The organism is Martelella alba (genome assembly GCF_006516955.1).
Lineage (GTDB): Bacteria > Pseudomonadota > Alphaproteobacteria > Rhizobiales > Rhizobiaceae > Martelella > Martelella alba.
On sequence record NZ_VHLG01000001.1, the window covers coordinates 470,912 to 497,783 of the forward strand.

General features: G+C 57.4%; 24 protein-coding genes. 13 read left to right on the forward strand and 11 right to left on the reverse strand.

Translation table 11 applies throughout. The features are described 5' to 3' along the window. Positions 1-19: 19 nt before the first annotated feature. Positions 20-943, reverse strand: coding sequence for an N-acetylmuramic acid 6-phosphate etherase (gene murQ / locus FJU08_RS02165; protein WP_141147323.1), 924 nt, complete (start codon positions 941-943; stop codon positions 20-22). Positions 944-1,186: 243 nt separating this feature from the next. On the opposite strand from murQ, the gene FJU08_RS02170 reads away from it, so the two are divergent. Then, on the forward strand, positions 1,187-2,038 hold the full coding sequence (locus FJU08_RS02170; RefSeq protein ID WP_141147324.1) for a MurR/RpiR family transcriptional regulator: 852 nt from the start codon (positions 1,187-1,189) through the stop codon (positions 2,036-2,038). A 76-nt stretch (positions 2,039-2,114) separates the two neighbouring features. Here the strand turns inward: FJU08_RS02170 and metH are convergent, their stop codons facing one another. Then, positions 2,115-5,885, reverse strand: coding sequence for a methionine synthase (metH, locus tag FJU08_RS02175; RefSeq protein ID WP_141147325.1), 3,771 nt, complete (start codon positions 5,883-5,885; stop codon positions 2,115-2,117). Positions 5,886-6,255: 370 nt separating this feature from the next. On the opposite strand from metH, the gene FJU08_RS02180 reads away from it, so the two are divergent. From FJU08_RS02180 to FJU08_RS02190, 3 genes are all read left to right on the forward strand, one after another. Then, the gene (locus FJU08_RS02180) at positions 6,256-7,512 is read left to right on the forward strand and encodes an AGE family epimerase/isomerase (protein ID WP_141147326.1); all 1,257 of its coding nucleotides are present in this window, start codon (positions 6,256-6,258) and stop codon (positions 7,510-7,512) included. Positions 7,513-7,767: 255 nt separating this feature from the next. Beyond that, positions 7,768-8,700, forward strand: a complete 933-nt coding sequence (argC, locus tag FJU08_RS02185; RefSeq protein ID WP_141147327.1) for an N-acetyl-gamma-glutamyl-phosphate reductase — start codon at positions 7,768-7,770, stop codon at positions 8,698-8,700. A 99-nt stretch (positions 8,701-8,799) separates the two neighbouring features. Beyond that, positions 8,800-9,630, forward strand: a complete 831-nt coding sequence (locus FJU08_RS02190) for a DODA-type extradiol aromatic ring-opening family dioxygenase (RefSeq protein WP_141147328.1) — start codon at positions 8,800-8,802, stop codon at positions 9,628-9,630. A 283-nt stretch (positions 9,631-9,913) separates the two neighbouring features. Here the strand turns inward: FJU08_RS02190 and FJU08_RS02195 are convergent, their stop codons facing one another. After that, complete coding sequence (locus tag FJU08_RS02195) at positions 9,914-11,005, reverse strand: COX15/CtaA family protein (protein WP_141147329.1); 1,092 nt, start codon at positions 11,003-11,005, stop codon at positions 9,914-9,916. A 107-nt stretch (positions 11,006-11,112) separates the two neighbouring features. On the opposite strand from FJU08_RS02195, the gene FJU08_RS02200 reads away from it, so the two are divergent. Together FJU08_RS02200 and FJU08_RS02205 are read left to right on the forward strand one after the other, a co-directional pair. Further along, positions 11,113-11,346, forward strand: coding sequence for a DUF2842 domain-containing protein (locus FJU08_RS02200; RefSeq protein ID WP_141147330.1), 234 nt, complete (start codon positions 11,113-11,115; stop codon positions 11,344-11,346). Between the two features lie 172 nt (positions 11,347-11,518). After that, on the forward strand, positions 11,519-11,803 hold the full coding sequence (locus FJU08_RS02205; RefSeq protein WP_141147331.1) for a DNA-binding protein: 285 nt from the start codon (positions 11,519-11,521) through the stop codon (positions 11,801-11,803). Between the two features lie 196 nt (positions 11,804-11,999). Here the strand turns inward: FJU08_RS02205 and FJU08_RS02210 are convergent, their stop codons facing one another. Both FJU08_RS02210 and FJU08_RS02215 read right to left on the reverse strand, forming a co-directional pair. Beyond that, entirely contained in the window at positions 12,000-12,449 is a 450-nt protein-coding gene (locus FJU08_RS02210; protein WP_141147332.1) for a DNA polymerase III subunit chi, read from the reverse strand. Further along, positions 12,446-12,727, reverse strand: a complete 282-nt coding sequence (locus FJU08_RS02215) for a hypothetical protein (protein WP_141147333.1) — start codon at positions 12,725-12,727, stop codon at positions 12,446-12,448. The genes FJU08_RS02210 and FJU08_RS02215 overlap by 4 nt, the downstream gene beginning before the upstream one ends. Between FJU08_RS02215 and FJU08_RS02220 the strand changes: the two genes are divergently transcribed. The 7 genes from FJU08_RS02220 to rsmA all read left to right on the forward strand — a co-directional run bounded on the left by FJU08_RS02220 (position 12,719) and on the right by rsmA (position 21,155). Continuing rightward, a complete protein-coding gene (locus FJU08_RS02220; RefSeq protein ID WP_235890551.1) occupies positions 12,719-13,519 on the forward strand; it encodes a phosphatase PAP2 family protein in 801 nt (266 codons plus the stop codon). The genes FJU08_RS02215 and FJU08_RS02220 overlap by 9 nt on opposite strands. Positions 13,520-13,584: 65 nt before the next feature. Continuing rightward, positions 13,585-14,736 (forward strand): LptF/LptG family permease, encoded by a 1,152-nt coding sequence (locus tag FJU08_RS02225; RefSeq protein WP_235890552.1) that lies wholly within the window; start codon positions 13,585-13,587, stop codon positions 14,734-14,736. Beyond that, positions 14,736-15,818 carry an LPS export ABC transporter permease LptG gene (lptG, locus tag FJU08_RS02230; RefSeq protein ID WP_141147334.1) on the forward strand — a complete coding sequence of 361 codons (1,083 nt, stop codon included), beginning with the start codon at positions 14,736-14,738 and terminating at the stop codon, positions 15,816-15,818. Before FJU08_RS02225 ends, lptG begins: the two co-directional genes overlap by 1 nt. Before the next feature lie 74 nt (positions 15,819-15,892). Continuing rightward, complete coding sequence (locus FJU08_RS02235) at positions 15,893-18,178, forward strand: LPS-assembly protein LptD (protein WP_141147592.1); 2,286 nt, start codon at positions 15,893-15,895, stop codon at positions 18,176-18,178. Positions 18,179-18,353: 175 nt separating this feature from the next. Beyond that, entirely contained in the window at positions 18,354-19,301 is a 948-nt protein-coding gene (locus FJU08_RS02240; RefSeq protein WP_141147335.1) for a SurA N-terminal domain-containing protein, read from the forward strand. 13 nt (positions 19,302-19,314) lie between these two features. Next, a complete protein-coding gene (gene pdxA / locus FJU08_RS02245) occupies positions 19,315-20,325 on the forward strand; it encodes a 4-hydroxythreonine-4-phosphate dehydrogenase PdxA (protein WP_141147336.1) in 1,011 nt (336 codons plus the stop codon). After that, positions 20,322-21,155: a 16S rRNA (adenine(1518)-N(6)/adenine(1519)-N(6))-dimethyltransferase RsmA gene (gene rsmA / locus FJU08_RS02250; protein WP_141147337.1), complete on the forward strand. Its 834-nt coding sequence runs from the start codon at positions 20,322-20,324 to the stop codon at positions 21,153-21,155. Before pdxA ends, rsmA begins: the two co-directional genes overlap by 4 nt. A gap of 2 nt (positions 21,156-21,157) precedes the next feature. On the opposite strand, the gene gmk is transcribed toward rsmA, so the two are convergent. The 6 genes from gmk to fabG all read right to left on the reverse strand — a co-directional run bounded on the left by gmk (position 21,158) and on the right by fabG (position 26,863). Next, positions 21,158-21,802, reverse strand: coding sequence for a guanylate kinase (gene gmk / locus FJU08_RS02255; RefSeq protein WP_141147338.1), 645 nt, complete (start codon positions 21,800-21,802; stop codon positions 21,158-21,160). 13 nt (positions 21,803-21,815) lie between these two features. Further along, the gene (locus tag FJU08_RS02260) at positions 21,816-22,703 is read right to left on the reverse strand and encodes a YicC/YloC family endoribonuclease (protein ID WP_141147339.1); all 888 of its coding nucleotides are present in this window, start codon (positions 22,701-22,703) and stop codon (positions 21,816-21,818) included. A 149-nt stretch (positions 22,704-22,852) separates the two neighbouring features. Beyond that, a complete protein-coding gene (mltG, locus tag FJU08_RS02265; RefSeq protein ID WP_141147340.1) occupies positions 22,853-23,989 on the reverse strand; it encodes an endolytic transglycosylase MltG in 1,137 nt (378 codons plus the stop codon). A gap of 151 nt (positions 23,990-24,140) precedes the next feature. Further along, positions 24,141-25,403 (reverse strand): beta-ketoacyl-ACP synthase II, encoded by a 1,263-nt coding sequence (gene fabF / locus FJU08_RS02270; RefSeq protein ID WP_141147341.1) that lies wholly within the window; start codon positions 25,401-25,403, stop codon positions 24,141-24,143. 207 nt (positions 25,404-25,610) lie between these two features. Further along, positions 25,611-25,847, reverse strand: a complete 237-nt coding sequence (locus FJU08_RS02275) for an acyl carrier protein (protein WP_141147342.1) — start codon at positions 25,845-25,847, stop codon at positions 25,611-25,613. A 278-nt stretch (positions 25,848-26,125) separates the two neighbouring features. Next, entirely contained in the window at positions 26,126-26,863 is a 738-nt protein-coding gene (gene fabG, locus FJU08_RS02280; protein ID WP_141147343.1) for a 3-oxoacyl-[acyl-carrier-protein] reductase, read from the reverse strand. Positions 26,864-26,872 lie beyond the last annotated feature (9 nt).

Here is a 26,872-nt window from a genome sequence, read left to right on the forward strand (position 1 = left end):
TTGCGTCTTCGGTGCGGCTTCACGCCGTCTTGTTACTCAGTGCCAACCGCAGGAAGCCATTGGCGCGTTCAAGCGCCTGACGGGCCTCCTCCAGTTCCATGCCAGTCAATGCGATCAGGATCGCAAGCTTTACATTATTGCCGGTTTCATTCAGCAGGGCCTCGGCTTCACCGGCGGAAATGCCCGTCGCCTCGGTGACAATCCGCACGGCGCGGATGAAGAGCTTCTCGTTGCTCACCGAAACATCGACCATCAGATTCTGATAGACCTTGCCGGAGCGCACCATGCTGGCGGTCGACAGCATGTTCAAGACGAGTTTCTGTGCCGTGCCGGATTTCATCCGTGTCGATCCGGTCAAAACCTCCGGACCGACAACCGGCGAAATGGCGATATCGGCCATGGCGGCGATCGCCGAGCCGGGATTGCAGGAAAGTGCCACCGTCGTCGCGCCGACGCCGAGCGCATAATCCAGTGCGCCAATGACGAAGGGTGTGCGCCCGGAAACGGCAATGCCAACCACGACATCCCTGTCGCTTAGGCCAATCTGTTCCAGCATGGCCCTGCCCTCGGCGCGATTATCCTCGACGCCTTCGACGGCATTGGTCAGCGCATGTTCACCACCGGCCATCAGGCCGATGACCATGCCTTCGGGCACGGAAAAGGTCGGCGGGCATTCGGATGCATCCAACACGCCGAGCCGCCCGGATGTGCCTGCGCCGATATAGACAAGGCGCCCGCCACGCGAGAAAGCCTCGACAATGCTGTCAACGGCTCTGGCAATCGCCGGCAGCTCCGCTTCGACCGCAAGCGCGACCTTCTTGTCTTCACTGTTGATCAGGGAAAGGATGTTCGGGGTCGACAGAAGATCAAGCTCCGAAGATCCCGCATTGCGGCCCTCAGACACGAGTCCGTTCAATTCAGCCATCAAAGTCTGTTCTGTCATACCCCTCACACCTTCTTTAAGACAGCCATCTGGACTGTCTGGCGCACCGCCGGTTATCCGGTCATTTGCAGGGAGCGTAAAATTGATAATTCCAACTGTCAATCAATTTTCAGAATAATTTATTCCATATTCAGATTTTCCCACCAGGATTACACGGGAAAAGAAAGCGTTCGATTTTCGCAAAATTCCATTGTATTCCTTGAATCGGAATAGATTATTCCGCCCGCGGAGAGAAGGAATGTCATGTCGGTCCTGAAAGTCATAGAAGCCCAGCTTGACGGCATGGCCCCTGCTGACCGGCAGATCGGCTCTTTCATCCTGGAAAATCCCAGCAGCGTCGTCCGGCTATCCTCGGCCGAGCTTGCGACCCAGACCGGCCGCAGCCAGTCGAGTGTGGTGAAGTTCTCACAGAAGCTTGGCTTTGCCGGCTATCAGGATCTGAAAATCGCCATCAGCAAGGCCGAAGCGCGCGAATGGCACACGCCGCCGGGCATGATCCATGCGACGATCCAGCGTGGCGACGGTCCTGCGACCATTGCCCAGAAGCTGCTGGCCAGCAAGATCCAGTCGATGCAGCAGACGATTGCCGCCAATGACGAGCGCGAAATCACCCGCGCGCTCGACCTGATCGATAAAGCGGGGCGGATTTCGATTGCCGGAGTCGGTGCATCATCACTGGTGGCGCGGGATTTTTCCTACAAGCTGCAAAAGCTCGGCCGTTTCGCCCTGCATGACAGCGACAGCCATGTGCAGATGGCCAATGTTTCGGCCTCACGCGAGGGCGACCTGCTGTTCGCCCTGTCGCAATCCGGCACCAGTATCGAGACCGTGCGCATTGCCGAACTGGCAAAGGAGCGCGGTGCCACAGTGATCGCCGTGACCGGCCCGCAACAGAGCCTTCTGTCGCGGATTGCCGATTTCTGCCTCTATACCATCGCCGACGAAGACCGGGTGCGCTCCTCCGCCATCACCGCCCGCGATGCCCAGCTGACCCTGCTCGATTTCCTGTTCATCCTGCTGCTGCAACGCCAGGCTGACGCCAACCGCTATGTCAGCAACAGCGAAGCGGCCGTCGCCGCCCTCAAGTTCAGCTGAGCGTCTTTTCCGCGAGAAGACGCGTTCTCTCCGGTGCAGATCGCCCCGGAAAATCTGGCAGAGTAAACGGCAGCACTCAGGCGGCGTCGCTCGTTTCCGTCTTGTTGCCCGGCACATAGTTCAGCACCGGCCCGAGCCAGCGCTCGACCTCTTCGACGCTCATGCCCTTGCGGGCCGCATAATCTTCGACCTGATCGCGCTCGACCTTTGCGACACCGAAATAATAGCTGTCGGGATGGCCGATATAGATACCGGAGACGGACGACCCCGGCCACATGGCATAGCTTTCCGTCAGCGTCACGCCTGTGGCATTTTCCGCGTCCAGCAGCTTGAACAGCGTCTTCTTTTCGGTGTGATCGGGTTGTGCCGGATAGCCGGGTGCGGGCCGGATGCCATCATAGGCCTCGCCGATCAGTTCGTGATTGGCAAAAGTCTCGTCCGGCGCATAGGCCCAGAATTCCCGGCGAACGCGCTGATGCATGCGCTCGGCAAAGGCCTCGGCAAAGCGGTCGGCCAGCGCCTTGACCATGATCGAGGAATAATCGTCATTGGCACGCTCGAAACGTTCGGCAATGGCGATTTCCTCAAAGCCTGCGGTCACGACGAAGCCGCCGACATAGTCCGGCTTGCCGCTCTCAACCGGCGCAACGAAATCCGACAGCGCCACATTCGGCCGGTCACCGCGCTTGGACAGTTGCTGGCGGAGCGTGAAGAAGGTTGCAAGCTCTTCCGAACGGCTCTCATCAGTGAACAGGCGGATATCATCGCCCACCGCGTTGGCCGGCCAGAAGCCGATGACCGCACGCGGACGGAACCATTTTTCGTCAACGATCTTTTTCAGCATCGCCTTTGCATCGGCAAAAAGCTGACGCGCCGTCTCGCCCTGTTTCTCGTCCTCAAGAATATCAGGATAGCGCCCCTTCAGTTCCCAGGTCTGGAAGAAGGGTGTCCAATCGAAATATTCGGCAAGCTCGGCCAGATCATAATCGTCAAACACCTTCGTGCCAAAGAAGGTCGGCGCGACGGGCTTATAGGCATCCCAGTCCACCTTCACGTGATTGGCACGCGCTGCCGCCAAGGGCAGACGCAGTTTGGCAGCCTCCGCGCGGGCATGGGCGTCGGCGACCTTGGCATATTCCTCACGGATGCCGGTGACGTAATTGCCCTTCAGCTCCGGCGTCAGCAGATTGTTGACCACGCCGACAGCACGGCTTGCATCCGTCACATAGATCGCCTGCCCCTTGTCATAGGCGGGATGGATCTTGACGGCCGTATGCACCCGGCTGGTGGTCGCCCCGCCGATCAGAAGCGGCAGATGGAAGTCCTGGCGCTCCATCTCGGCTGCCACATGCACCATCTCGTCGAGCGAGGGAGTGATCAGGCCTGACAGGCCGATGATATCGGCATTGTGCTCCTTCGCGGCAGCAAGGATCTTTTCCGCCGGCACCATGACGCCGAGATCGATGATCTCGTAATTGTTGCAGGCCAGCACAACGCCGACAATATTCTTGCCGATGTCATGAACGTCGCCCTTCACCGTGGCCATGATGACCTTGCCGGCCGATTGCGCACCCTCGGCACCGCTGAGGCGCTTTTCCTCTTCCATGTAGGGCAGCAGAACAGCAACGGCCTGCTTCATCACGCGGGCGGACTTGACCACCTGCGGCAGGAACATCTTGCCGGCGCCGAACAGATCGCCAACCACATTCATGCCGGACATCAGCGGCCCTTCAATCACGTGCAGCGGCCGCTCGGCGGCCAGACGCGCCTCTTCCGTGTCGGCCTCGATAAATTCGGTAATGCCGTTGACGAGCGCATGTTCCAGCCGCTTTTCAACCGGGAATTCGCGCCAGGCCAGATCCTGCTTGCGCTCCTCGGTCTTGCCCGTGCCGCGGTAGCGCTCGGCAATGGCCAGCAGCCGCTCGGTGGAATCCGAACGCCGGTTCAGGACCACATCCTCGCAGGCTTCGCGCAGTTCAGGGTCGATGCTCTCATAGACGATCAGCTGACCGGCATTGACGATGCCCATATCCATTCCCGCCTGAATGGCGTGATAGAGGAACACCGCATGCATTGCCTGACGCACCGGCTCATTGCCGCGGAAGGAGAAGGACAGGTTCGAAACACCCCCGGAAATATGCGCATGCGGCAGTGTCGCCCGGATCTTCTTCGTTGCCTCAATGAAGTCAACGCCGTAGTTGTCATGCTCCTCGATACCCGTTGCAACAGCAAAGATATTCGGATCAAAAACAATATCTTCCGGCGGAAATCCAACCTTCTGTGTGAGGACGTTATAGGCCCGCGTGCAGATCTCGACCTTGCGTTCAAACGTATCGGCCTGGCCCTGTTCGTCAAAGGCCATCACCACGGTTGCCGCACCGTAATTGCGGATCAGCCTTGCCTTTTCGATAAACTGTTCCTCGCCTTCCTTCAGCGAGATCGAGTTCACCAGCGCCTTGCCCTGGGTGCATTTGAGGCCCGCCTCGATGATCTCGAACTTGGAGGAGTCGATCATCAGCGGAACGCGGGCAATGTCCGGTTCGGCTGCGATCAGGTTGAGGAATTCGACCATCGCCTTTTCGCTGTCGATCAGCCCCTCATCCATATTGATATCGATGACCTGGGCACCGGCCTCCACCTGATCACGGGCGACGTCGAGTGCGGTCGCGTAATCGGCATTGGTGATCAGCTTGCGGAATTTGGCCGAGCCGGTGACGTTGGTACGCTCACCGACATTGACGAAGGGGATATCGCTGGTCAGCACGAAGGGTTCGAGGCCCGACAGTGCCAGGAAAGGCTTATGCTCCGGCACCTGGCGCGGCTTGTATTGACCGACCGCCTCGGCAACGGCGGCAATATGTTCCGGCGTCGAGCCACAGCAACCGCCGACAATGTTGACCAGCCCCTGACGGGCAAAATTACCGACCTGACGCGCCATGTCATCCGGCCCCTGATCGTAAAGACCGAATTCATTCGGCAGACCGGCATTGGGATAGGCGCAGATGAAGGTATCGGCAACGCCGGAAAGCTCCTGCAGATGCGGCAGCATGGCGTCCGCGCCGAGCGCACAGTTGAGCCCGATGGTGAAGGGATCGGCATGGCGCAGCGAATACCAGAAGGCAGACGGTGTCTGGCCCGACAATGTGCGACCGGAAAGATCGGTAATCGTGCCGGAAATCATCAGCGGCAGTTCGATGCCCTTTTCCGCAAATGCCTCTCGCGCGGCGAAGACTGCAGCCTTGGCATTCAGCGTATCAAAGATGGTCTCGATCAGGATCAGATCGGAACCGCCATCAATCAATCCATTGATCTGCTGACGGTAAGCGACACGCAAATCATCAAAGGAAACAGCGCGAAAGCCGGGATTATTCACGTCCGGTGAGATCGACGCCGTCCGGTTGGTCGGGCCAACGGCACCGGCAACGAAGCGACGGCGGCCATCTTCCTTTTCGGCTCTCAGCGCCGCGCGGCGAGCCACGCGGGCGCCATCGCGGTTCAGCTCATAGACGATATCTTCCATCTGGTAATCAGCCTGGGCAATCGTCGTACCGGAGAAGGTATTGGTCTCGATAATATCCGCACCGGCGATGGCGTAGCGATAGTGGATCTCCTCCACCGCATTCGGCTGCGACAGGATCAGAAGGTCATTATTGCCCTTAAGCTGGCACGAACAGCCGATGAAACGGTCGCCGCGAAAATGATCCTCATCAAATTCAAGCCCCTGGATCTGCGTTCCCATGGCGCCATCGAGAATGAGAATGCGTTCACGTGCGGCCTTTTCAAGCGCGGCACGAATTTCTGCACCATCGCGCTTGGGCGCAACATCCCCGAACAGTTCATCCAACATCAGACAGGCTCCTGAATTTCTTCGCCACTGCAAATCACATAAAGATATCTTTATGTCAATATATGGCTTGAATTTGTGGGTGATGATTGCCAAAAATCGACGACCGCCAAAGAGGGCCACCCACGCTGGCGCCATGCGACAAGCCTGGCGGCAAAATCCACTTTTTACGGTCAACTGACTTGACCAGCATCAACAAAGTCTCACTCTAGGCCGATATGATGGCAATCGGTTCGCAAGGCAAGATGTTCCGCCACCAGCGCTTGCCGAAACGATGTTTTCGCGAGAAAAACCGTAAGCATTTCATTTCAGAATCGGCGCAGGCAATAAAATACCGGGACGCCGTCGGATTCGCAAAAATTGGAGGAGTTTCATGCAGCCCAAAGTCAACACAATGATCGCCCCGCCCCGCTGGATCCGTCGCCCCTATCATCGCGACTGGCTGATGGGCCAGGCCAATAACCTGTTCGACTATTTCCAGTATCGTTCGATCAACCCGAAGGGCGGTTTCTTCGAATTCGATGCGGATGGCAATCCGCTGGGTGGCGACAACCCGGTGCGCGGCATCCATACCGCCGCCCGCATGGTGCACTGCATGTCCATGGGCCACCTGCTTGGCCGGCCAGGCTGTGATGACCTGCTCGACCACGGCATGAAGTTCCTCTGGGAGCGCCATCGCGACAACGAGCGTGGCGGTTATTTCTGGCAGGTCGACAATGACGGCCCGCTGGGCGAGCCGACCAAGCAGGCATACGGCCACGCCTTCGTGCTACTCGCCGCCTCATCCGCTAAATTTGCCGGACACCCACAGGCCGATCAGATGATCGCTGACGTGACCGAAGTGATCGAGAAATATTTCTGGGAAGAGCAATACGGCGCTGTTGCGGAAGAATTCCAGACCGACTGGACCCCGGTTCCGGGTTATCGCGGCCAAAACTGCAACATGCATATGACCGAGGCGCTGATGGCGGCCTATGAGGTCACCGGCAAGGTGGAATATATCACCAAGGCCAAGCAGATCGCCGAGCTGATCATCAACAAGCATGCGCGGTCCTGCAATTTCCGCGTTGCCGAACATTTCACCGAGAACTGGGAAATCGATTACAACTACTCGGGCAACGAGATGTTCCGCCCCTCAGGCACCACGCCCGGCCATTGGCTGGAATGGTCACGCCTGCTGCTGCAGCTTTTTGCGCTGACCGGCCGCGCCCATGACTGGATGCCCAAGGCTGCCCAGGAACTCTTCGTCTCGTCGTTCAAATATGGCTGGGATCATGACAAGAAGGGCATGTATTACACGCTCGACTGGAGCAACAAGCCGCTCAACCGCTCGAAACTGTGGTGGCCGCATTGCGAAGCCATCGGCGCCACCCATTGCCTGTCCGAGCATTTCGGCGGCGATTTCCACATGCTGGCCTATCGCCGGCTCTGGAGCTTCATCACCAACCATCTGATCGACCACGAAAAGGGTGGCTGGCACGAGGAGCTGACAGAGGACCTCGTCCCGGCAAACAGCCTCTTCGCCGGCAAGGGCGATATCTACCACGCGCTTCAGGCCTGCCTGATCCCGCTCTACCCCACCACCGGCTCGATCGTTCAGATGATCTATAACGAGATCAAACACTACTAATCACTGTCCGGTAACAGCCATCCGCAACGATATGACGGGCAGACCTTCTGCCCGTTCTTTTTCGCTTTCTTCGCTCCGGGCGATGACGTTCGTTGCAAAGCACCGTCGACGAGGCACCATCAATGCATTTGATAGATCGATCTCAAGAAAGCGACAAAACTGCTCCTTTCGCGCCTGCATCATTATTGTGAGTAACGGCGCGAAGCCTTATAAGAAGGCGAAATCCGCCCCTTGAGACGAAACGGGACAACGAAAATGGCAGCAAAAATCTTCATTGACGGCGAACACGGAACCACGGGCCTGCAGATCCGCACGCGCATGGCCGAGCGCCGTGATGTCGAATTGCTTTCGATCCCGGCTGAGGAGCGCCGTAATCCGAAAATGCGCGAGGATCTGCTCAATAGCGCCGATATCGCCATTCTCTGCCTGCCGGATGATGCCTCGCGTGAGGCAATCTCCATGCTGTCAGGCAATAACAGCGTGCGGGTTATCGATACCTCCACCGCCTATCGCGTCAATCCCGACTGGGTCTATGGTTTTGCCGAAATGGACAAGACGCAGGGCGAAAAGATCCGTGCTGCACGCTTTGTTGCCAATCCGGGCTGCTACCCGACCGGCGCCATCGCGCTTTTGCGCCCGCTGCGTGCCAGCGGACTGATCCCGGACAGCTATCCGGTCACGGTCAATGCTGTTTCCGGCTATACCGGCGGCGGCAAGAACCTGATCGCCCAGATGGAGGACGAAGCCCGCGATGACCATATCGACGCGCCGCATTTCCTCTACGGCCTCAACCTCTCGCACAAGCACGTGCCGGAAATGACCGCCCATGGAATGCTGGCCCGCCCGCCGATCTTCTCGCCTTCGGTCGGCCGCTTCCCGCAGGGCATGATCGTGCAGGTGCCGCTTTACCTTGATGACCTGTCCGGCAGTCAGACGCTGGAAAGCATTCACGCGCTTCTGACCGACTATTATGCCGGTCAGGACATTGTCAGCGTCGTGCCACTTTCGGAAAGTGCTGCCCTTGCCCGCGTCAATGCGATTGAACTCGCCGGTAAAGACACAATGAAGCTTTTCGCCTTCGGCAAGCCCGGCAGCCCATATGTCAATCTCGTTGCCCTGCTCGACAATCTTGGCAAGGGCGCATCGGGCGCTGCCGTTCAGAATATGGATCTTATGCTTTCTGCCTGAAACGCATTTTGGTGAACAATCCGTCGCCGAAGGGCCGGTCGCGAAACGACCGGCCCTTCGCTATATTGCTGTCAACACACGAATTTATCGAGGTTTGACATGAGCAATTCCCGTCTTCCCGTCTATTTCATTCCCCATGGCGGCGGCCCGTGGCCGTTCATGGAAGATCTTTCCGGCGTGCTGCGCGACGATGATCCGTGGAAACCGCTTGAGATCTTCCTGCGCAGCGTCGATGCCGATGTCGGACGCCGTCCGAAAGCCGTCCTGGTGATCTCCGCCCACTGGCCGAACGTGCCGAAATTGACCGTTTCCACGGCCGCAAATCCGGGCATGTATTATGACTATGGCGGCTTCCCGGCCCATACCTATCAGCTGAAATACCCTGCCCCCGGTGCGCCAGATATCGCCGAACATGTGCGTAACGTACTGAAGGCCAAGGGCATCGATACGGAGGCCAATGACAGCCGCGGCTATGACCACGGCGTCTTCGTTCCCTTCATGCTGATCTATCCCAAGGCCGATGTGCCGATCGTGATGATGTCTCTGGATCCAGACCTGTCTGCCGAAACGCATTTCAGGATCGGTCAGGCGCTTGAGAGCCTGCGCGACGAGGATATCCTGATCGTTGGATCGGGGCTTTCCTATCACAATATGCGCATGTTCTTCCGCCGCAACGCCGAGCATGAGGCACAGTCAGCCAGATTTGACGAGTGGCTTGCCGATGCGCTTGCGATCAAGGACCCGGAAGAGCGGATCGCAAAGCTTGCGACCTGGACGGAAAATCCCGATGCCGTGGCGAGCCACTTCCCCGATCACGACCATCTCGTTCCGGTCTTTGCGGCTGCAGGTGCCGGCGGTGCAGACACTGGCGTGCCGGTGTTGAAAACCGATTTTTTCAACAAACGCTATTCAGCCTACCGATTCGGCTGATTCCCTGAATAGAGAAGGCCCGCTTCGCGCGGGCCAGACTGCTGACAAAGTCATTCAGATTGCCTATTTGGGGTGGAATAGCTCCCCTCCGTCGTCATCCCCGTGCTTGTCACGGGGATCCATGTTAGTCAGGGCATCTGATTATAAGAGTCTCTCGCCGCGCTGACGCGCGTCAGCTGGATGCCTGTGACAAGCACAGGCATGACGTTAGAGAGGGGCTTAGACTTCGTCAGCAATCTGAGGCCCGCTTCGCGCGGGCCTTTATTTGTCTGTTGCTATCAGTTCAGGACAGGACGAACATCGGCGGACGATAGCCACGCGCATGGGCGACCACTGCCGCCAGCACGATCAGCGCCATACCCTGATGGCTGAGCGCCAGCAAGAGCGGCACCTGAAACAGGAGCGTGAAAATGCCGAGGCAGGCCTGAACCAGCACCAGAATGAAGATCAGCAGTGCACCGCGCGCGTGCTGCGACAGTTCCAGATCAAGGCCTTTGGCAACGGCGCCGCGCCATTCAGCAACCATATGCAAAGCAGCAAGAATGAACACGGTATAGCCGCCACAGCGGTGAATGAACTGCACGGTCTTGGGATTTTCGAAGAAATTCAGATAGGCCGGATGCTGAACGAGAAGGCCGCCGGGTACCAAAGCGCCGTCCATCAGCGGCCAGGTATTATAGCTGAACCCGGCATCAAGCCCGGCAACCAGCGCGCCAAGATAAATCTGCACCAGAACAGCCAGCACCAGAATACCGGCAAAACTGCCCGAACCAAACGCCGGTGACGGCTGGACTTTGCGTGGCTTCAGTCCAGCGGCGATATAAACACAGGCCGAAAAGATCAGACAGGCGGTGACGAGATGGATCGCCAGCCGGTACTGGCTGACATCGGTGCGCACCGACAAACCGGACGAGACCATCCACCAGCCGATAAAGCCCTGAAAACCGCCAAGCAGAAAAACACCGAAAAGCGGCAGACGCAGGCTTTTGGCTAGCCGGCCAGAAAGCCAGAAATAGACCAACGGCACGAAGAAAATCAGCCCGATGGAGCGGGCCAGCAGCCGGTGCGCCCATTCCCACCAGAACAGCGCCTTGAAGCCGGCAAGGGTCATGCCCTTGTTCAGAAGCTGATATTCCGGGATCTGCTGATAGAGCGCAAACTCTTCCTGCCAGTCCTTGAGCGAGAGCGGCGGAATCACGCCATGAATTGGCTTCCATTGCGTGATCGAAAGACCGGAATGGGTGAGCCGGGTCGCGCCGCCGACCAGAACCAGACAGAACAGTGTCAAAACCACCAGATAGAGCCAATAGCGGACCAGCGCTGCATTGCGCCGCTCCCGTTCATCCCCCGGTTTTATCGCTGTTGCTGCAACCATGCCTGTCTTCTCCGTTCCTGGCGGCCGCAAGACACATGGCCGCCCTTTTCAACGCTGGCGCAAAGGCCTAATCTCTTGCCATCACCTTGACAAGCGGGAGATGGAAGGTGCCGGTCAGGCTGCGCAAATTCGTCGGAACCATCCTTATCATCCTTCTGGTGATCGTCTATGCGCTCGCGGCGACGCTTATTGCCACATATACGCTCGGCGACAAAGCCTGGTGGGTCGCGCTCATCTATTTCGCGCTTTCCGGCCTGCTGTGGATATTGCCTGCCATGGTGATCATCAAATGGATGGCCGGGCCGGTCGCCAAACCGGCAGACCAACGGACCGTAAAATAACACGACTATTTGCCAATGCCGCTACGGCCTGGGCGGGCAAAAGCAAGAAACGCTTTCGCGTTCGACCAAGGAGCCGCTTGCCTTTGCCTGCAAACAGGACGAGCATTGCAGGCGATGACAGCGCGCCAGCGGGTGTGCGCTGGCCATCGACCAAAGAGCGAAGGAGAAGACCATGATCTCACCTCAGCAATTGCGCGCGGGCCGCGCCCTTCTCGGTCTCAGCAAGAACGAGCTCGCGCGTCAGGCTGGCCTGCCGGTCGAAGCCGTAGACAGGGCAGAAATGGAAGGAACGGAGTGGGACGACGTCATGAATCTCAGAAAATTCCTCGAGGGTGCCGGGCTCGCCTTTATCGCAAATGGCGATGATGGCGGCGGACCCGGCGTTCGTCTGATCCGCCCGCAAGGTGCCGCAGATGGCATCAGGCCCGAAAATCTCAACGCCACCAATGACGGCTAAAAAACATGACTTGCAGACAGGGTGACGGAACCACCGCCACCCATAAAAAACCGTTCTATTTCAATACATTAATTGAAAATTATAACACTTCGATCAATCTCAAAAAAAGAGAATTACGTATATTTTTCGTATAGTTATAAAGAACACCTAATAATTAAAGAAAAAATCACGAATAAAAATATGTAAATTATTGATTTTAAGCTTTTTTTGACCACCGTCCATCCATCCCCTGCTGCCAGTAGGTCAACGCATGACCTTCGTCGCGCAGGCGCTTCCATTCGCTTCTGGCGAGCATAAGCTCGTCATTGTCATGACCATCGAACATCACCACAACGCGCTGATACCCTTCGACAGGATCAACCGTCGCACCACCGACAAAGAATCGGATGTCGGCCTGATTGCGATTTTCGGATCCTGTTGTCAGCAGGATCGGCTCCCCCTGACAATCTTCTTCATCATCGCGCCCATGCGGCAGAAAACTTGTGTCGCTATAGGTCCACAAAAGCCCGTCAAAATGCTCACAGCTTTCATCGTCTTTCAGCTTCAGACCGATACGCCAGCCGCGTTCGATGCTTTTTTCGATCAGCGGCGGCAAGGCATCGTCGCAGCGCGTTTCCGTCAGATGATAAAACAGGACTTCAGTCACATGAGGCTCCGCTCGAGATGATCGACATTGACTGCACCATGATAGTTTGCCGAGCGAGATGATGGCAACACCCCACAGGCGCTGCGAGCGGCCATGTTTTTTCCAGATTTTTCACGCAAAGAGGCGCATCTCGGAAAAGGCGTGATGTTGCATATCACGCGGTTTTCATATCCGCGGGAGTTGACCGAAAGGAAGGCTTCCATGAAAAAGCTACCGATAACTGTTGTTTCGGGAATCGCGTCCCATCTGCCGGGATCTGGAGATTTCGCTTGCCCCATACCACCCCGCCCAGCTCCAGCCCCAAGGGATATTCGACGTTCCTGGATGCAGGCCGCGCCCGGAAGGCCTTCTGGGCGCTCCTGGCCGTCTGGATTCTGCTACTGGCGCTGTTCTATTTTGATCCGCAGATCGACAAAACCATAACCGGCTACTTTTTCCAGCCGGCCCAATGCAGCGCAGACAGCATGCCCTTTGCGGTATGCGGCATTTTTCCCTATGCCCAGAACGCATTCTTGAACCATCTGCGCGACCTGTTCTTTTACCTGCCGCCGGTATGCGGCGTTTACTTGCTCATTCGCCTGATCGTCATACAGCTGAGGCGGGGCCGCGGTTACGATTCGGCACTGGCGCGACGGATCATGGCGGGAATTGTTTCACTGCTGCTCGGTCCGGCGCTTCTGGTCAACGGGATTTTGAAAGAATTCTCCCACCGGCCACGCCCGCGCAATACCGACCTTTTCGGAGGAACGCTCGGCTTCGTTCCCGCAGGTGATTTTTCCGGCGCCTGCGGATCCAATTGCTCTTTCATTTCGGGCGAAGCGGCGGGGGCGGGATGGGTCTTCTGCTTTGCGCTTTTCCTGTTGCCGTCACGCGTGCGCACAGCGCTTATGCCACCGTTAATAGCTGCCGCATTGATAGCGCCAGCAATGCGCGTGGCGTTCGGCGGACATTATTTCTCCGATACCGCACTTGGATGGCTTTCATCTGTCGTTATCTTCCTGGGAATCTGGTATCTTTTCACGCGAAATGAAGCAGAACGTCCGGTTTCGCGGCCAGCACATCTGAAATAGTAGCTTTATATGAGAGCTCCCGGTTATATGGGACTGCTCAAAAAGGGACATTCGGTTCGGCGCCTATGAAAATTCTTGAACGCTATATCATGGCCCGGACCTTTCGCATGGTACTGGCGGTACTGCTGCCGGTGATGGCGATTCTGTGGCTTACCCAGGTGCTCGGCCGCATCAATCTTGTTACAGACAGTGGTCAGTCAGCCTTGTCATTTCTGACGCTGGCAACACTCATTCTGCCGACGGTGGTGCCGACGGTCCTGCCCTTCGCCATTGTTCTTGCTGCAGCACAGACTCTGACCGCGATGAATAATGATTCCGAGCTGGCGATCATGGATGCCGGCGGAGCACGGCGCAGCATTATCTATCGTCCGATCCTTGTCCTGGCAGCGATCATGTGCGTCTTTTCATTCTCGCTCATCAATTATGTGGAGCCAGCATCGCGTGGCGAAATCAGAAAGGTGATTGCAGCCGTCTATGCCGATCTCCTGTCTTCCGTGATCGAGGAAAAGACCTTTCGCGAAGTCGATAACGGCCTCTATGTGCAGATCTCCGAACGCCTTTCAGGCCGCGTGTTGCGCGGGCTCTTTGTCGCCGATTACCGTGATCCGGCCAACGCCTACATCTATTATGCCAAGGAAGGTGCCGTTGATTCCACCGGTGGCCAGCTGATCATGAAAGACGGACAGGTTCAAAGGGAGGATTCAACGGGCGATGTCTCCATCGTCCAGTTTGATTCCTACAGCTTCGACCTTTCCGAACTGACGAAGGACCGCAGCCAGACCGGCCGCCGCCCGTCCGATCGAGATCTGAACTTCCTGCTCAATCCGGGAGATGATCCGGATTATCTTCGACGCCCCGATGTCTACAAGGCGGAACTGGCGCGCCGGTTGACGGACTGGACCTTGCCCTTCATCTACGCCATTTTCACCATCGTCATTGTCGGCGATGCCCGCTCGCACCGTGAGAAGCGTGTTCCACCGATGGCAAGCGCTTTCGGTCTGACGCTGTTGCTGCGGCTGATTTCCCATTTTGCAGCAAATGAGGCTGAAAACACACCTGCCCTCATCTATCTCATTTATGGGCTTCCGGTGATCTGTCTGGTGATCGGCGTCGCGCTTCTGCTCAGGCCACACAAGCTCAGGATCAAGCCATCTTGGTCGCAGCGGCTGCAGGACCGCAGACACAAGAGCGACAAGGCAACGGGAGCCGCGCCATAATGCTGTTCTCAACACTCGGCCGCTATTTCCTCAGGCGCTATATCATCACCATTCTCTGGTTCTTTGGTGGAATCACATCGCTGATTCTGCTGATCAACTTCAGTGAGACCGTCGGCAGCATCGGCAACAATGTCGATAATGGTATGCTGATCGCACTGGCAGTGACCGCATTGCAGCTTCCCGCCATGCTGCAGCAGACCATTCCCTTCATTGCGCTTTTTGCCAGCATGGTGACCCTGGTTGCCCTGAACAGAAAATACGAGCTTGTCGTAACGCGCGCCGCCGGTATCTCTGTCTGGCAATTCATGCTGCCATTCGTGTTTGGCTCCTTTCTTCTCGGACTCATCAGCGTCATGGGCCTCAGTCCGCTCAATGCCTGGTCGCAGCCAAAAGCGATACAGCTGCAGGCCACGGCATCAGGCACGTCGAATCAGGACAGCAAGATGGTCCCCTGGCTGCGGCAGCGCACAGGCGATCAGGATACCATTATCGGTGGCCGACAAATCATTGACGGCGGCACAGGCCTTGCCGATGCGGTGGTGATCTATTTCGACAAAAACAACCGAATCACACTCCGGCAGGATGCGAAGATGGCCCGCCTGGGCGATGGCTGGTGGACGCTTTCGGATGTTACGGAATTCCGTCCCGGTGAAATTTCCGTGCACCGTGATACCGCGCGCGTGCAGACGAATCTGGAGAAGGAATTCGTCCAGCAAAGCCTTGCCCAGCCTGAAATGGTGAGCTTTTTCGACCTGCCGCGCAAGATTGACGCGGCCAAACAGTTCGGCATTTCAACCAAGGGTCTTGAGACGCAATATAACTATTTGTTATCCTTACCGATACTTTTGATCGCCATGTCATTGATCGCGGCGACGGTTTGCCTGAAATTCTCTCGGTTCGCACAGTCACCTGTGGTGATTTTTGGTGGAATCCTGTCGGGCTTTCTGCTTTATGTGGTCAGCGTGCTTGTGAAGGCATTTGGTAGCAGCGGCGTTCTTCCGCCGATTTTGGCGGCGTGGATTCCGGTGATTGTAGCAATGGCGTTGGGTTTGACCATTTTATTGTATCAGGAGGACGGTTAGCAGTGGCTCTGCGTATTTTGAGCAAACACCGTCTTGCAGGCCTTCTTGTCACATCCAGCCTTGTTGCGCTGTCGATGGCGACGGGCGGAATTGTCAATGCAGCCTTGGCGCAGGAACTGCCTGCGCTTCCCTCGCCCTCCTCTGACGGTCAGGCGCCTTTTCTGCTGACTGCCAATGAGCTTGTCTACAATCATGACAGCCAGAAGATCATGGCGATCGGTGGTGTTCAGATCGCCTATAACGGCTATCGCATGGTGGCACAGCAGGTCGAATACGATCAGGCGAGCGGCCGGCTGATTGCCTCCGGCAAGGTCGAGATGGTCGATAGCGCCGGCAACAAGATGCATGCCGACCGAATCGATGTGACCGATGACTTTGCCAATGGCTTTGCCAATTCGATCAGCATGCGTACAGCGGACAATGTCGCCATTGCCGGGCAGAAGGCCGAGCGGCTCGACGGAAACAAGATGATCGTTGACAAGGGCGTCTACACGGCCTGCGTCCCCTGTTCGGAAACCCCGGACAAGCCGCCGCTCTGGCAGATCCGAGCCGAGCGCGTGATCCAGGATGGCGTAACCCACACCGTGCGGCTGGAACATCCGAGCTTTGAGATATTTGGCAAGCCGATCGCTCTGCTTCCCTCCATTTCTGTACCTGATGGAACAGTCAAGCGGAAAGCCGGCTTTCTATTCCCCTCGATCAATTCGAGCAGCAATCTGGGAATATCCTATTCCCAACCCTATTATCTGCCGCTAACGCCAAGTTCCGACATTACCTTTACCGGAACCGGATATTCCCAACAGGGCTTCATGCTCGAGGCGGAATATCGCCAGCGCTATGCGAACGGCACCCATACACTTCGCGTCGCCGGCATCTCGCAGGCCAATCCGGACAAATTCGACGCTGGCACAGCGGATCGGAGCGTCACGGATCGCGGATTTATCGCCTCCAAGGGCAGTTTTTCCATCAATCCGCGCTGGGTCTTCGGCTGGGATGTGATGGCTCAGAGCGACAACGATTTCGCCAGCACATATGATATAGCCGGTTACAACGACGATACATTCAACAACCAAGTCTATCTGCAGGGGCTTGGCAAGCGCAATTCCTTCTCCATTACGGCGAATTATTTCGACGTGCAGGACGCCGACACGCATGATGCCAGCGAAAAGAAGCAGGCAATTGCCCTGCCAACAGTCGATTACCAGTATTTCGCGCCGGAGCCGGTTTTTGGTGGCGAGCTCTCGGTCACCAGCAATCTGACCAACATTACGCGGCGTCAGTCCGACATCGACAATACCTCTGTCAACACCCGCTTCCTTGGCCTTGAGGGCGACAACACGCGACTCACGACCGAAGTTCAGTGGCAAAAATCCCTGATCGGGCCGGCCGGTCTCGTCATGACACCGCTTCTGGCCCTCCGGGCCGACGGCTATTACATGGATGTCACCAATCCCGATTCAGTGAGCGGTGTCACTTATCCCTATACGGGCAATTTCGACAATTCGAACACAGCTGCACGCGGCCTTGCCACGGCCGGTTTTGAGGTACGCTATCCCTGGCTGCTGACAGATGGCTCCAATTCGAACATCATTGAGCCGATTGCCCAGATCTACGTTCGCAACGACGAACAATATGCTGGCGAATTGACCAATGAGGATGCCCAGAGCCTGGTCTTTGACTACACCAACCTCTTCAGCCGCGACAAGTTTTCCGGCTATGACCGTGAGGAAGGCGGAACACGCGCCAATGTCGGCTTCCGTTATACCGGGTCCTTTCAGTCCGGGGTTCTTGTCAACGGCGCATTCGGCCAGTCCTATCAACTTGCCGGACTCAACTCTTATGCAGCCGACGATCTGACTGGCGTTGGCATCAAATCCGGCCTTGAAGATGATGTCTCCGATTTTGTCGGTGGCGCTTCAGTGAGCCTCCCCCAGGGGATTTCGCTCAATGCAGGTGCACGTCTTGATAAGGATACACTTGCACTTAATCGCACGGATGCCGGCCTTTCCTTTGACGGCGACTGGCTTGCAACAGCGTTTGATTACAGCAGTGTTCAGGCCCAACCCGGCTATGCCTACGAAGAAGACAACCAGGAAATCAAAACGACCGGCAAGGTTAAGCTCAACAGCAACTGGTCAGTTGCGGGGTCATTCACCTGGGACCTTGAGAACGATGTGATGACCCGGCGATGGGTTGGTCTGACCTATGAAGATATCTGCACGTCATTCGCGATTGTGTACCGACAGAAGTGGGATACCAGCAGCGCATCCGCCGCGACCTGGCAGATCGGCGCCCAGCTGACCCTTCGCACGCTTGGTGACATCGGATATGGCAGCACCGACGGAAACAACTTTGACTAGCAATAAGTGCAATTATAAATTGTGTTCGCTCGTCTTGCTTTTGCCGCTGTATTTGGGCATTTGATTGTGACGTAGTTTCACGGATCTTCGGCACTTTTCTGCCCAAGTCCTGAAGAAAGATCGTCGGCACGCCGCAAAACATTGCCGACAGAACGGTTCCAGGAAAGGAAACGCTATGAAAACCGCTTCATTTGGCCTTGGCGCGATCACCGCCGTGCTGATCGCAATCGGCGGTATGACGGCCGCTCCCGCTCCCAGCCGCGCCGCCACGGTCGATATCGCCGTCATCGTCAACAATGTCCCGGTCACGAACGACGATATTCGCCGCCGCGCGGCACTTCTGCGTGTCATGGGTGAAAAGGGCGACCTCAACAAGAAAGCCCGCGAGGACATGATCGACCAGGCGCTGAAGCAGTCGGAGATCGCGTTTCGCGGCATGTCCGTCACCACGGCAGATGTCGACCAGTATTATCAGGGTTTTGCCAAGGCGAACCATATGACGACGGCGCAGCTGACCCAGGCCATGAACCAGATCGGCGTCGGCGAAGCGCACTTCAAGTACTACATCGCCATCACCCTGAGCTGGCAGCGCATTGTCGCGGCGCGCTACGGGCAAAGCTCGACGCTGACGGATTCGCAGTTTATCCCCCAGTTGGAGACCCTGGAAAAGGAAGGCAAAAAGCCCGAAACCACTGAGTACCAGCTGAAGCGGATCGTCTTTGTCGTTCCCGAAGCACAGCGCAACAGTCTGCTGGCCAAGCGTAAACGAGAAGCTGAGCAGGCACGTCCGAAATTCCCCGGTTGCGATGGGGCTATCACCTTTGCCGCTGGCATGAATGATGTGACCGTCGTCGATGTCGGCCGTTATCTTGAGCCGCAGCTGCCTGAACCCTGGGCAAAGTCGCTGAAGGGGGCCAAGGGTGATACGGGCTCGGTCTTCACTACGCCTGCCGGTGCGGAATTCCTGGCCATCTGCGCGAAGTCGGTTGCCAATGACGATTACACCGCCCGCCTTCTTCTCAGCCAGAAGGAAGATGTAAGCATGGAAGACCGCAAGAATGAGAGCGAGACCTACCTGAAGGAACTTCGCGACAAGGCACAGATTGTCACGCCGTCGAAGTAATTGGTGACATGGAATGGATAGCAAGCTTCCGCTCGCTCTGACGCAGGGCGATCCTGCCGGGATCGGTCCTGAATTGGCGGCGCGTCTGTGGTTAGACCGTCGGGAAAACGGTGTGGCGCCCTTCATCTATCTTGGCGATCCGCGCATTCTTGTCGAGCGCGCCCGCATGATCGGGATTGAGCTTCCCATCGCCGTCTCCGCCCCTGAAACCGCACTCGCCACATTCGATACGGCCTTGCCTGTGTTCACCATCGATGCCGGGGTTCCCGTCAAGGCCGGCGCGCCGGATCCGAAGTCGGCGCCCGGCACGATCAGCGCTATTGACATGGCCGTGCGCTTTACCATGCGCGGCAAAACAGCCGCCGTCGTTACCAACCCGATCGCCAAATCCGTGCTCTACCAGTCCGGCTTTTCCTATCCTGGCCATACCGAATTTCTGGCGGCCCTCGCCGCGCGCGAGACGGGTATTCCCGTTACGCCGGTGATGATGCTTGCCTGCCCGCAGCTGCGTGTCGTGCCGATCACCATTCACATCGCGCTCTCGAAGGTGCCGGAAAGCCTGACAAGCACGTTGATTGTCGAGACCGCCCGCATCACGGCGCATGACCTGCGCAGCAGATTTGGCATAGAAAATCCGCGTCTCGCCTTTGCCGGGCTTAACCCGCATGCCGGAGAGGATGGGGCAATGGGCACGGAAGAAGAAACAATCATCAGCCCCGCTCTCGATATTCTGCGTGCAGATGGTATCGATGTCATCGGGCCCCTTCCGGCTGACACGATGTTCCATGCCACCGCGCGCCAGAACTATGATGTCGCACTTTGCATGTATCACGATCAGGCCCTGATCCCGGTCAAGACACTCGGCTTCGATGACGGCGTGAATGCCACGCTTGGTCTGCCCTTCATCCGCACATCGCCTGATCACGGCACGGCCTTCGGCATCGCCGGCAAGGGTGTCGCGCGGGCCGAAAGCCTGCTTGCCGCCATCACCATGGCCGCAGCCATGGCGGAGGCATCAAAATGAGCGCCATTGACGATCTTCCGCCGCTGCGCGACGTGCTTGCCGCCCACGGGCTGAATGCGAAAAAGGCACTGGGTCAGAATTTCCTTCTCGACCTCAACCTCACGCAGAAAATTGCCCGCACGGCCGGTGATCTAGAAGGTGCACATGTGATCGAAGTCGGACCGGGCCCCGGCGGGCTCACTCGGGCAATCCTGTCGCTCGGGGTGAAGAAACTGACCGTGATCGAGCGCGATTCGCGCTGTCTGCCCGCACTTCAGGAGATTTCAGACCACTATCCGGGCAAACTCGACATTATTGAAGGTGACGCGCTGAAGACCGACTTCGCAGCGCTTGCCGGCGGCGCAAAGGTCAAGATCATCGCCAATCTGCCTTATAATGTCGGCACCCAATTGCTGGTGAACTGGCTGCTGCCTGAGGCCTGGCCGCCCTACTGGACGTCGCTCACACTGATGTTTCAAAAGGAAGTGGCCGAGCGCGTCATCGCTGAGGCGGGAGACGGCGCCTATGGCCGTCTCGGGGTTCTCGCTGGCTGGCGCACGGATGCAAAGATTGCCTTCGATGTTCCGCCTCAGGCCTTCACGCCGCCGCCAAAGGTGACCTCCAGCGTTGTCCATCTGACGCCGCTTGCATCCCCCATAGCCATCAGAGCGCACGCTTTGGAACGCGTGACCCATGCCGCGTTTGGACAAAGACGCAAGATGTTGCGCCAGAGCCTCAAGAGCCTTGGCGGCGAGGTACTGCTGGCCCGCGCCGGAATTGACCCGACGCGGCGCGCGGAAACACTGGATGTTGCAGAGTTCTGCCAGCTGGCTGCGATGCTCGAAGAATAGGGCTATTCGCCCTTCAGCAGCATTTCGACATGGCGCGGGATGACATTTTGATAGGTCCGCTTGGCCCGTTCAGCAATCATGATTGAACGCACCTGATCATAGGCTTCGTCGAGATTGTCGTTGATGACGACATATTCGTAGTCACGCCAGCGCCCGATCTCGCCGATCGCGTTTTTCAGCCGAACCTCCATGGCCGCCTTACTATCTTCCGCACGCGCCTGAAGCCGCGCCTTGAGCACCGGCATTGACGGCGGCAGAACGAAAATACCAACGACATCTTCAGGCATCTGCCGCTTCAGTTGCTCGGCACCTTGAACATCAATATCGAAAAGCACGTCTCGGCCAGCGGCCAGCGATTTCTCGACCGCAGCCCTGGGCGTCGCGTAATAATTTCCGTGAACTTCGGCCCATTCAAGAAAGGCGCCCTCATCACGGCGGGCCTTGAAAGCGTCCTCACTTAAGAAGAAGTAGTGCACGCCCTCCTGCTCGCTTCCGCGGATCGGCCGTGTGGTCGCACTGATGGACAGGTCAATCATCGGATCTTCGGCAAGCAACCTCCGGGCGATCGTCGACTTTCCGGCACCGGAAGGTGCGGCGAGGACAAGCATCACGCCACGACGTTTAACAGTTTCGCTCTGGTCGGCCATTCAGACACCCATCCTATTCGACATTTTGAACCTGTTCGCGAAGCTGGTCGATGACCACCTTCAGCTCGAGACCGGCCGTTGTCACGGCGACAGCATTCGATTTTGAACAGATTGTGTTGGTTTCGCGATTGAACTCCTGCGCCAGAAAATCGAGCTTACGTCCACAGGGCCCACCCTCGGCCAGAAGTGCGCGTGCTGCGGCCACATGCGCGTGCAATCGATCGATCTCTTCCTGCAGATCGGCTTTCGTTGCCAGCAGTGCCGCCTCGGCATAGAGCCGGTCCGGGTCAAGCGAGGGCTGCCCCTCAACAAGGCGGGCAACCTGCTCTTTAAGCTTCTCGGCGATGGCCTTTGCACTGCGCGAAGGGTCCTGTTCGACCCGGACGGTCAGCTGCTCGATCTTGTCGATCTGCCCCGAAAGCACAGCAGCGATCTTCTCCCCCTCGGCCCGGCGCATATCGACCAGCCGCTCAAGCGCGGCATCAAATCCTGAAAGAATCGATACGTCACGCGCCGCAAGGGCAGCCTCTTCCTCTTCGGTCTCCCGAAAATCGGCAATACCGCGAATTCCAAGCAGGCCATCAATCGTCAGCGGTGCCTGATCGATCTTGTCACCCAGGCGCTCCTTCAGCGCCAGAACCGCGTTCAGCACGGTCTCATTGACCACCAGTTCCAGCCGGCTGTCGGCCAGCGAAACGGAAAGCGCAACCTGAAGATTGCCCCGCGTCAGAAATATGCCCGCGCGGCGTCTCAATTCGCCCTCAAGATGTTCGAAACCGGACGGCAGGCGAAGACGAAGATCAAGCCCCTTGCCATTGACCGAGCGGAGCTCGAAGCTCCAGCGATAGCGCCCTTCCAGGCCGCCCGTACTCGCAAAGCCGGTCATCGACTGAACAGCCATATCTTCACCTCCCGACACAAGCGCCATAACGGCGCAAAACCACAGCACTTGCGAATCATCGTCGCTGCAGCCCGGATCATACGCAGTTTCAGTGTTTCCGCGAATGGCGGCGCGGCAGGCTTTGCCGCGCCTTTCAGCCGAAACCCAACTTAGTTCTGCTGTTTGTCAGCCTCAAGCTTGCGCCACTTGGCCACATTGGAATTGTGCTCTTTCAAAGTCGCGGCAAAGGCATGGCCACCGCTTCCGTCCGCAACAAAGTAAATGTCCTCGGTGCGCGCAGGATTGGCCACCGCCTCAAGCGAAGCCCGTCCGGGGTTGGCAATCGGCCCCGGAGGCAAGCCCTTGATGACATAGGTATTATAAGGCGTATCCTTCTCCAGATCCGACTTGTAAATGGGTTTGTCGGACGGCTTTCCATCACCGCCATAGATCCCGTAGATCACGGTCGGATCCGATTGCAGGCGCATGCCCTTTCGCAGCCGGTTGATGAAAACGGCTGCAACCCGAGGCCGCTCATCGGCAATGCCGGTTTCCTTCTCGACGATCGAGGCCAGCGTGACAAACTCGTTCTTGTCCTTGATCGGCAGATCGGCATCGCGCTTGAGCCAGATCGAATCAATCAGTGCAGACTGCCCTTCCTCCATCTGCTGAATGATTTCTTCGCGGCTGGTTCCACGTGAGAATTTATAGGTCTCCGGCATCAAACTGCCTTCCGGCGGCAGTTTTGCCGGCAGGTCGCCGCTCAGATCCTCATCCGCAGCAAGCCGGTCAAAGACCTGCTTGACCGTTAATCCTTCCGGAATCGAAATGCTGTAGAGGATCGTTTTGCCCGACTGGAGAAGATCGGCAACCTCCTCCATGGAAGAACCAGCCTTGATCTCGTAATCACCGGCCTTCAGCGTCTCGCCATCACGGAAACGCGCAGCTGTGACATAGCGGAACACACGCGAATCGGAAACGACACCGTTTCTTTGCAGCGCCATCGAAATTTCCGCCAGACCTGCGCCTGATCGCACGGTAAAGGTTGCATTGGCCTTCAGCGGCCCGGCCTCGCGATAGGTCGAGCTTGCATAAAAATAGACGCCAACCCCGCAAATACAGGCCAGAACGGCTATCGACATCAGGAAATTCAGAAAAATAACCAGCTGGCTCTTGGCGCGGCGCGAGTGCTTCGCCGTTGGCTGAGGCACTTTCTCAGGACGAAGCGCTTCCCGTGCAGACTTGGGAACGATCGGGCGCTTGTTCCGCTTCGGCTCATCGCCGCTATTGTTTCCGGGCTCGCTCACCGGATCTCCTTCATAATGTCACCAAAAACGCACCCGGCCCTAAACGGGCCGGCATGCATTTTCGTATTTCGATCTCACGAGGCAGAAGGGATTATGCGCTCAAAACGGCGTGAACATGTCGTCGGCGCAACAAAATCCTGTCACGCACTCATCAATCGACAAAACGCTTCAGGACCAGCGATGCGTTCGTGCCGCCAAACCCGAAGGAATTGGACAGCGCAATGTCGATCTTGCGCTTGCGCGCAACCTTGGGAACCAGGTCAATCTTCGTTTCACGCTCGGGATTATCGAGATTAAGCGTTGGCGGGGCAACATTGTCGCGAATGGCAAGCGTGGCGAAAATTGCCTCGATCGCACCCGCCGCCCCCAGAAGGTGACCGGTCGCCGATTTCGTCGACGACATGGAAACCTTGTCGGCATCCTCGCCCATCAACCGCTCGACGGCACCAAGTTCAATCGTATCCGCCATGGTCGAGGTACCATGAGCATTGATGTAATCAACATCGGCAGGCTTGATGCCAGCGCGCTTCAGCGCCATGGTCATGCAGCGCAGAGCGCCCTCACCATCCTCACTGGGTGCGGTGATATGATAGGCATCGCCAGAAAGGCCGTAACCGACCACCTCGGCATAGATCTTTGCGCCGCGCGCCTTGGCATGTTCCAGCTCTTCAAGCACCACAACGCCAGCGCCCTCGCCCATAACAAAGCCGTCACGGTCGACGTCATAGGGACGCGATGCACGCAGCGGATCATCGTTAAAATCGGTCGAAAGCGCCTTGCAGGCGGCAAAGCCGGCGAGCGCAATACGGCAGATCGGCGATTCGGCACCGCCGGCCACCATGACATCAGCGTCGCCGAGGCCGATCAGGCGGCTGGCATCACCAATGGCATGCGCACCGGTCGAGCAAGCGGTTACAACCGCATGGTTCGGCCCGCGCAGCTTGTGCTTGATCGAGACATGGCCGGAGGCCAGATTGATCAGGCGACCGGGAATGAAGAATGGGGAAATACGCCGCGGACCGCGATCGCGCAGCGTATAACCTGCCTCGACTATGCCTTCGAGACCACCAATACCAGAACCGATCAGCACACCGGTCGAAATCTGGTCTTCATCGGCCTGAGGATGCCAGTCGGCATCGGCAAGTGCCATGTCGGCGGCTGCTACGGCATAGGTAATGAAGGGATCGACCTTGCGTTGTTCCTTCGGCTCCATCCAGTCATCGGCATTATAGGTGCCGTCAGATCCATCACCGACAGGAATGCGGCAGGCGATCTTGGCTGGCAGGTCCTCGACCTCAAACTCGGTTACCCGGCGAGCGCCGTTAGCGCCCTCAATCAGCCGTGACCATGTGGTTTCGACACCGCAACCAAGCGGGGTTACCATGCCAAGGCCGGTGATAACGACTCGTCTCATCGTCGGATCCACCCTCGTTTCTAAGGGGCATCAAACAACGGCCCTACACGCCGTCCTGGCCCCTCATGTCGTTTTGCTATTATGTCTGCACATAAACGGCCAAGCCAGCCATGCCAACCCTCCGCCTATGAAAAAGGCCCGGCAAAGCGGGCCCGAAGGGGTAGATTTCCACTGAATTGGAAACCTACCCAAAACATTCCTGAACGATCAGGCCTGTGCCTTCTCGATGAACTTGATGGCATCGCCAACGGTCAGGATCGAGTCAGCAGCGTCATCCGGGATTTCAACGCCGAACTCTTCTTCGAAAGCCATAACCAGCTCAACAGTGTCCAGCGAGTCAGCGCCCAGATCGTCGATGAAGCTTGCGCCTTCGACAACCTTGTCGGCGTCAACGCCCAGGTGATCAACTACAATTTTCTTAACGCGTTCTGCGATATCGCTCATGTCGGTTTCCTCGACCTGTCTCAATTTCTCAAGGGATGCAAACGCATCCGCCAACGTTACGCCAGCCTTTCCCTTTGGAACGGAAGACACGGCAGCCTAAAGAACCATTCTCGATTTACCTGCCCGGAACATGTTCCAACACGGTAGAAGAAGAAAGGTTCAATCCAGTCTCGGCCCGCTTACCATGGTTTATTCACGGCGCAAAGCCTAAAAAGTGCCCCAAAGCCGCCTGCACAGGCAAATGCCCGAATTCAGCAGGCGGCACGGGGCCGCTTTGATCAGATCATCGCCATTCCGCCATTGACGTGCAAAGTCTGACCGGTGACATATCCGGCCTCATTCGAGGCGAGATAGGACACAGCAGCGGCGATATCGTCGCCGCTACCCATCTTGCGCATCGGGACTGCGGAGAGAATCGCTTCCTTCTGCTTGTCATTCAGCTTATCCGTCATTGCCGTTTCGATGAAGCCCGGTGCAACACAGTTGACCGTAACATTGCGCGGCGCGACTTCCTGCGCCAGCGACTTCGAAAAGCCGATCATGCCTGCTTTCGACGCGCAATAATTCGCCTGACCGGGATTGCCGGTAACACCGACGATCGACGTGATATTGATCACGCGGCCGAAACGGCGACGCATCATCGGATGCATGATGGTCCGGGTCAGCACAAAGGCCGCAGAAAGATTGACAGCCAGCACGCTGTCCCAGTCGGCATCGCTCATGCGGACAAAAAGGCCGTCCTTGGTGATGCCGGCATTATTGACCAGAATATCAACGCCGCCGAGATCAGCTTCCGCCTTCTCGCCAAGCGCCTTGACGGCATCGCGATCAGACAGGTCTGCCGGAAAGGCAAAGGCGCGCTCTCCAAGTTCAGCAGCCAGCGCCTCAAGCTTTTCAGCCCGCGTGCCGTGCAGGCCGACCGTTGCACCCTGACGATGCAGCATGCGGGCGATTGCCTCACCAATGCCACCGCTGGCACCAGTTACGAGAGCCTTGCGGCCGGTAAGATCCAACATGGATATCTC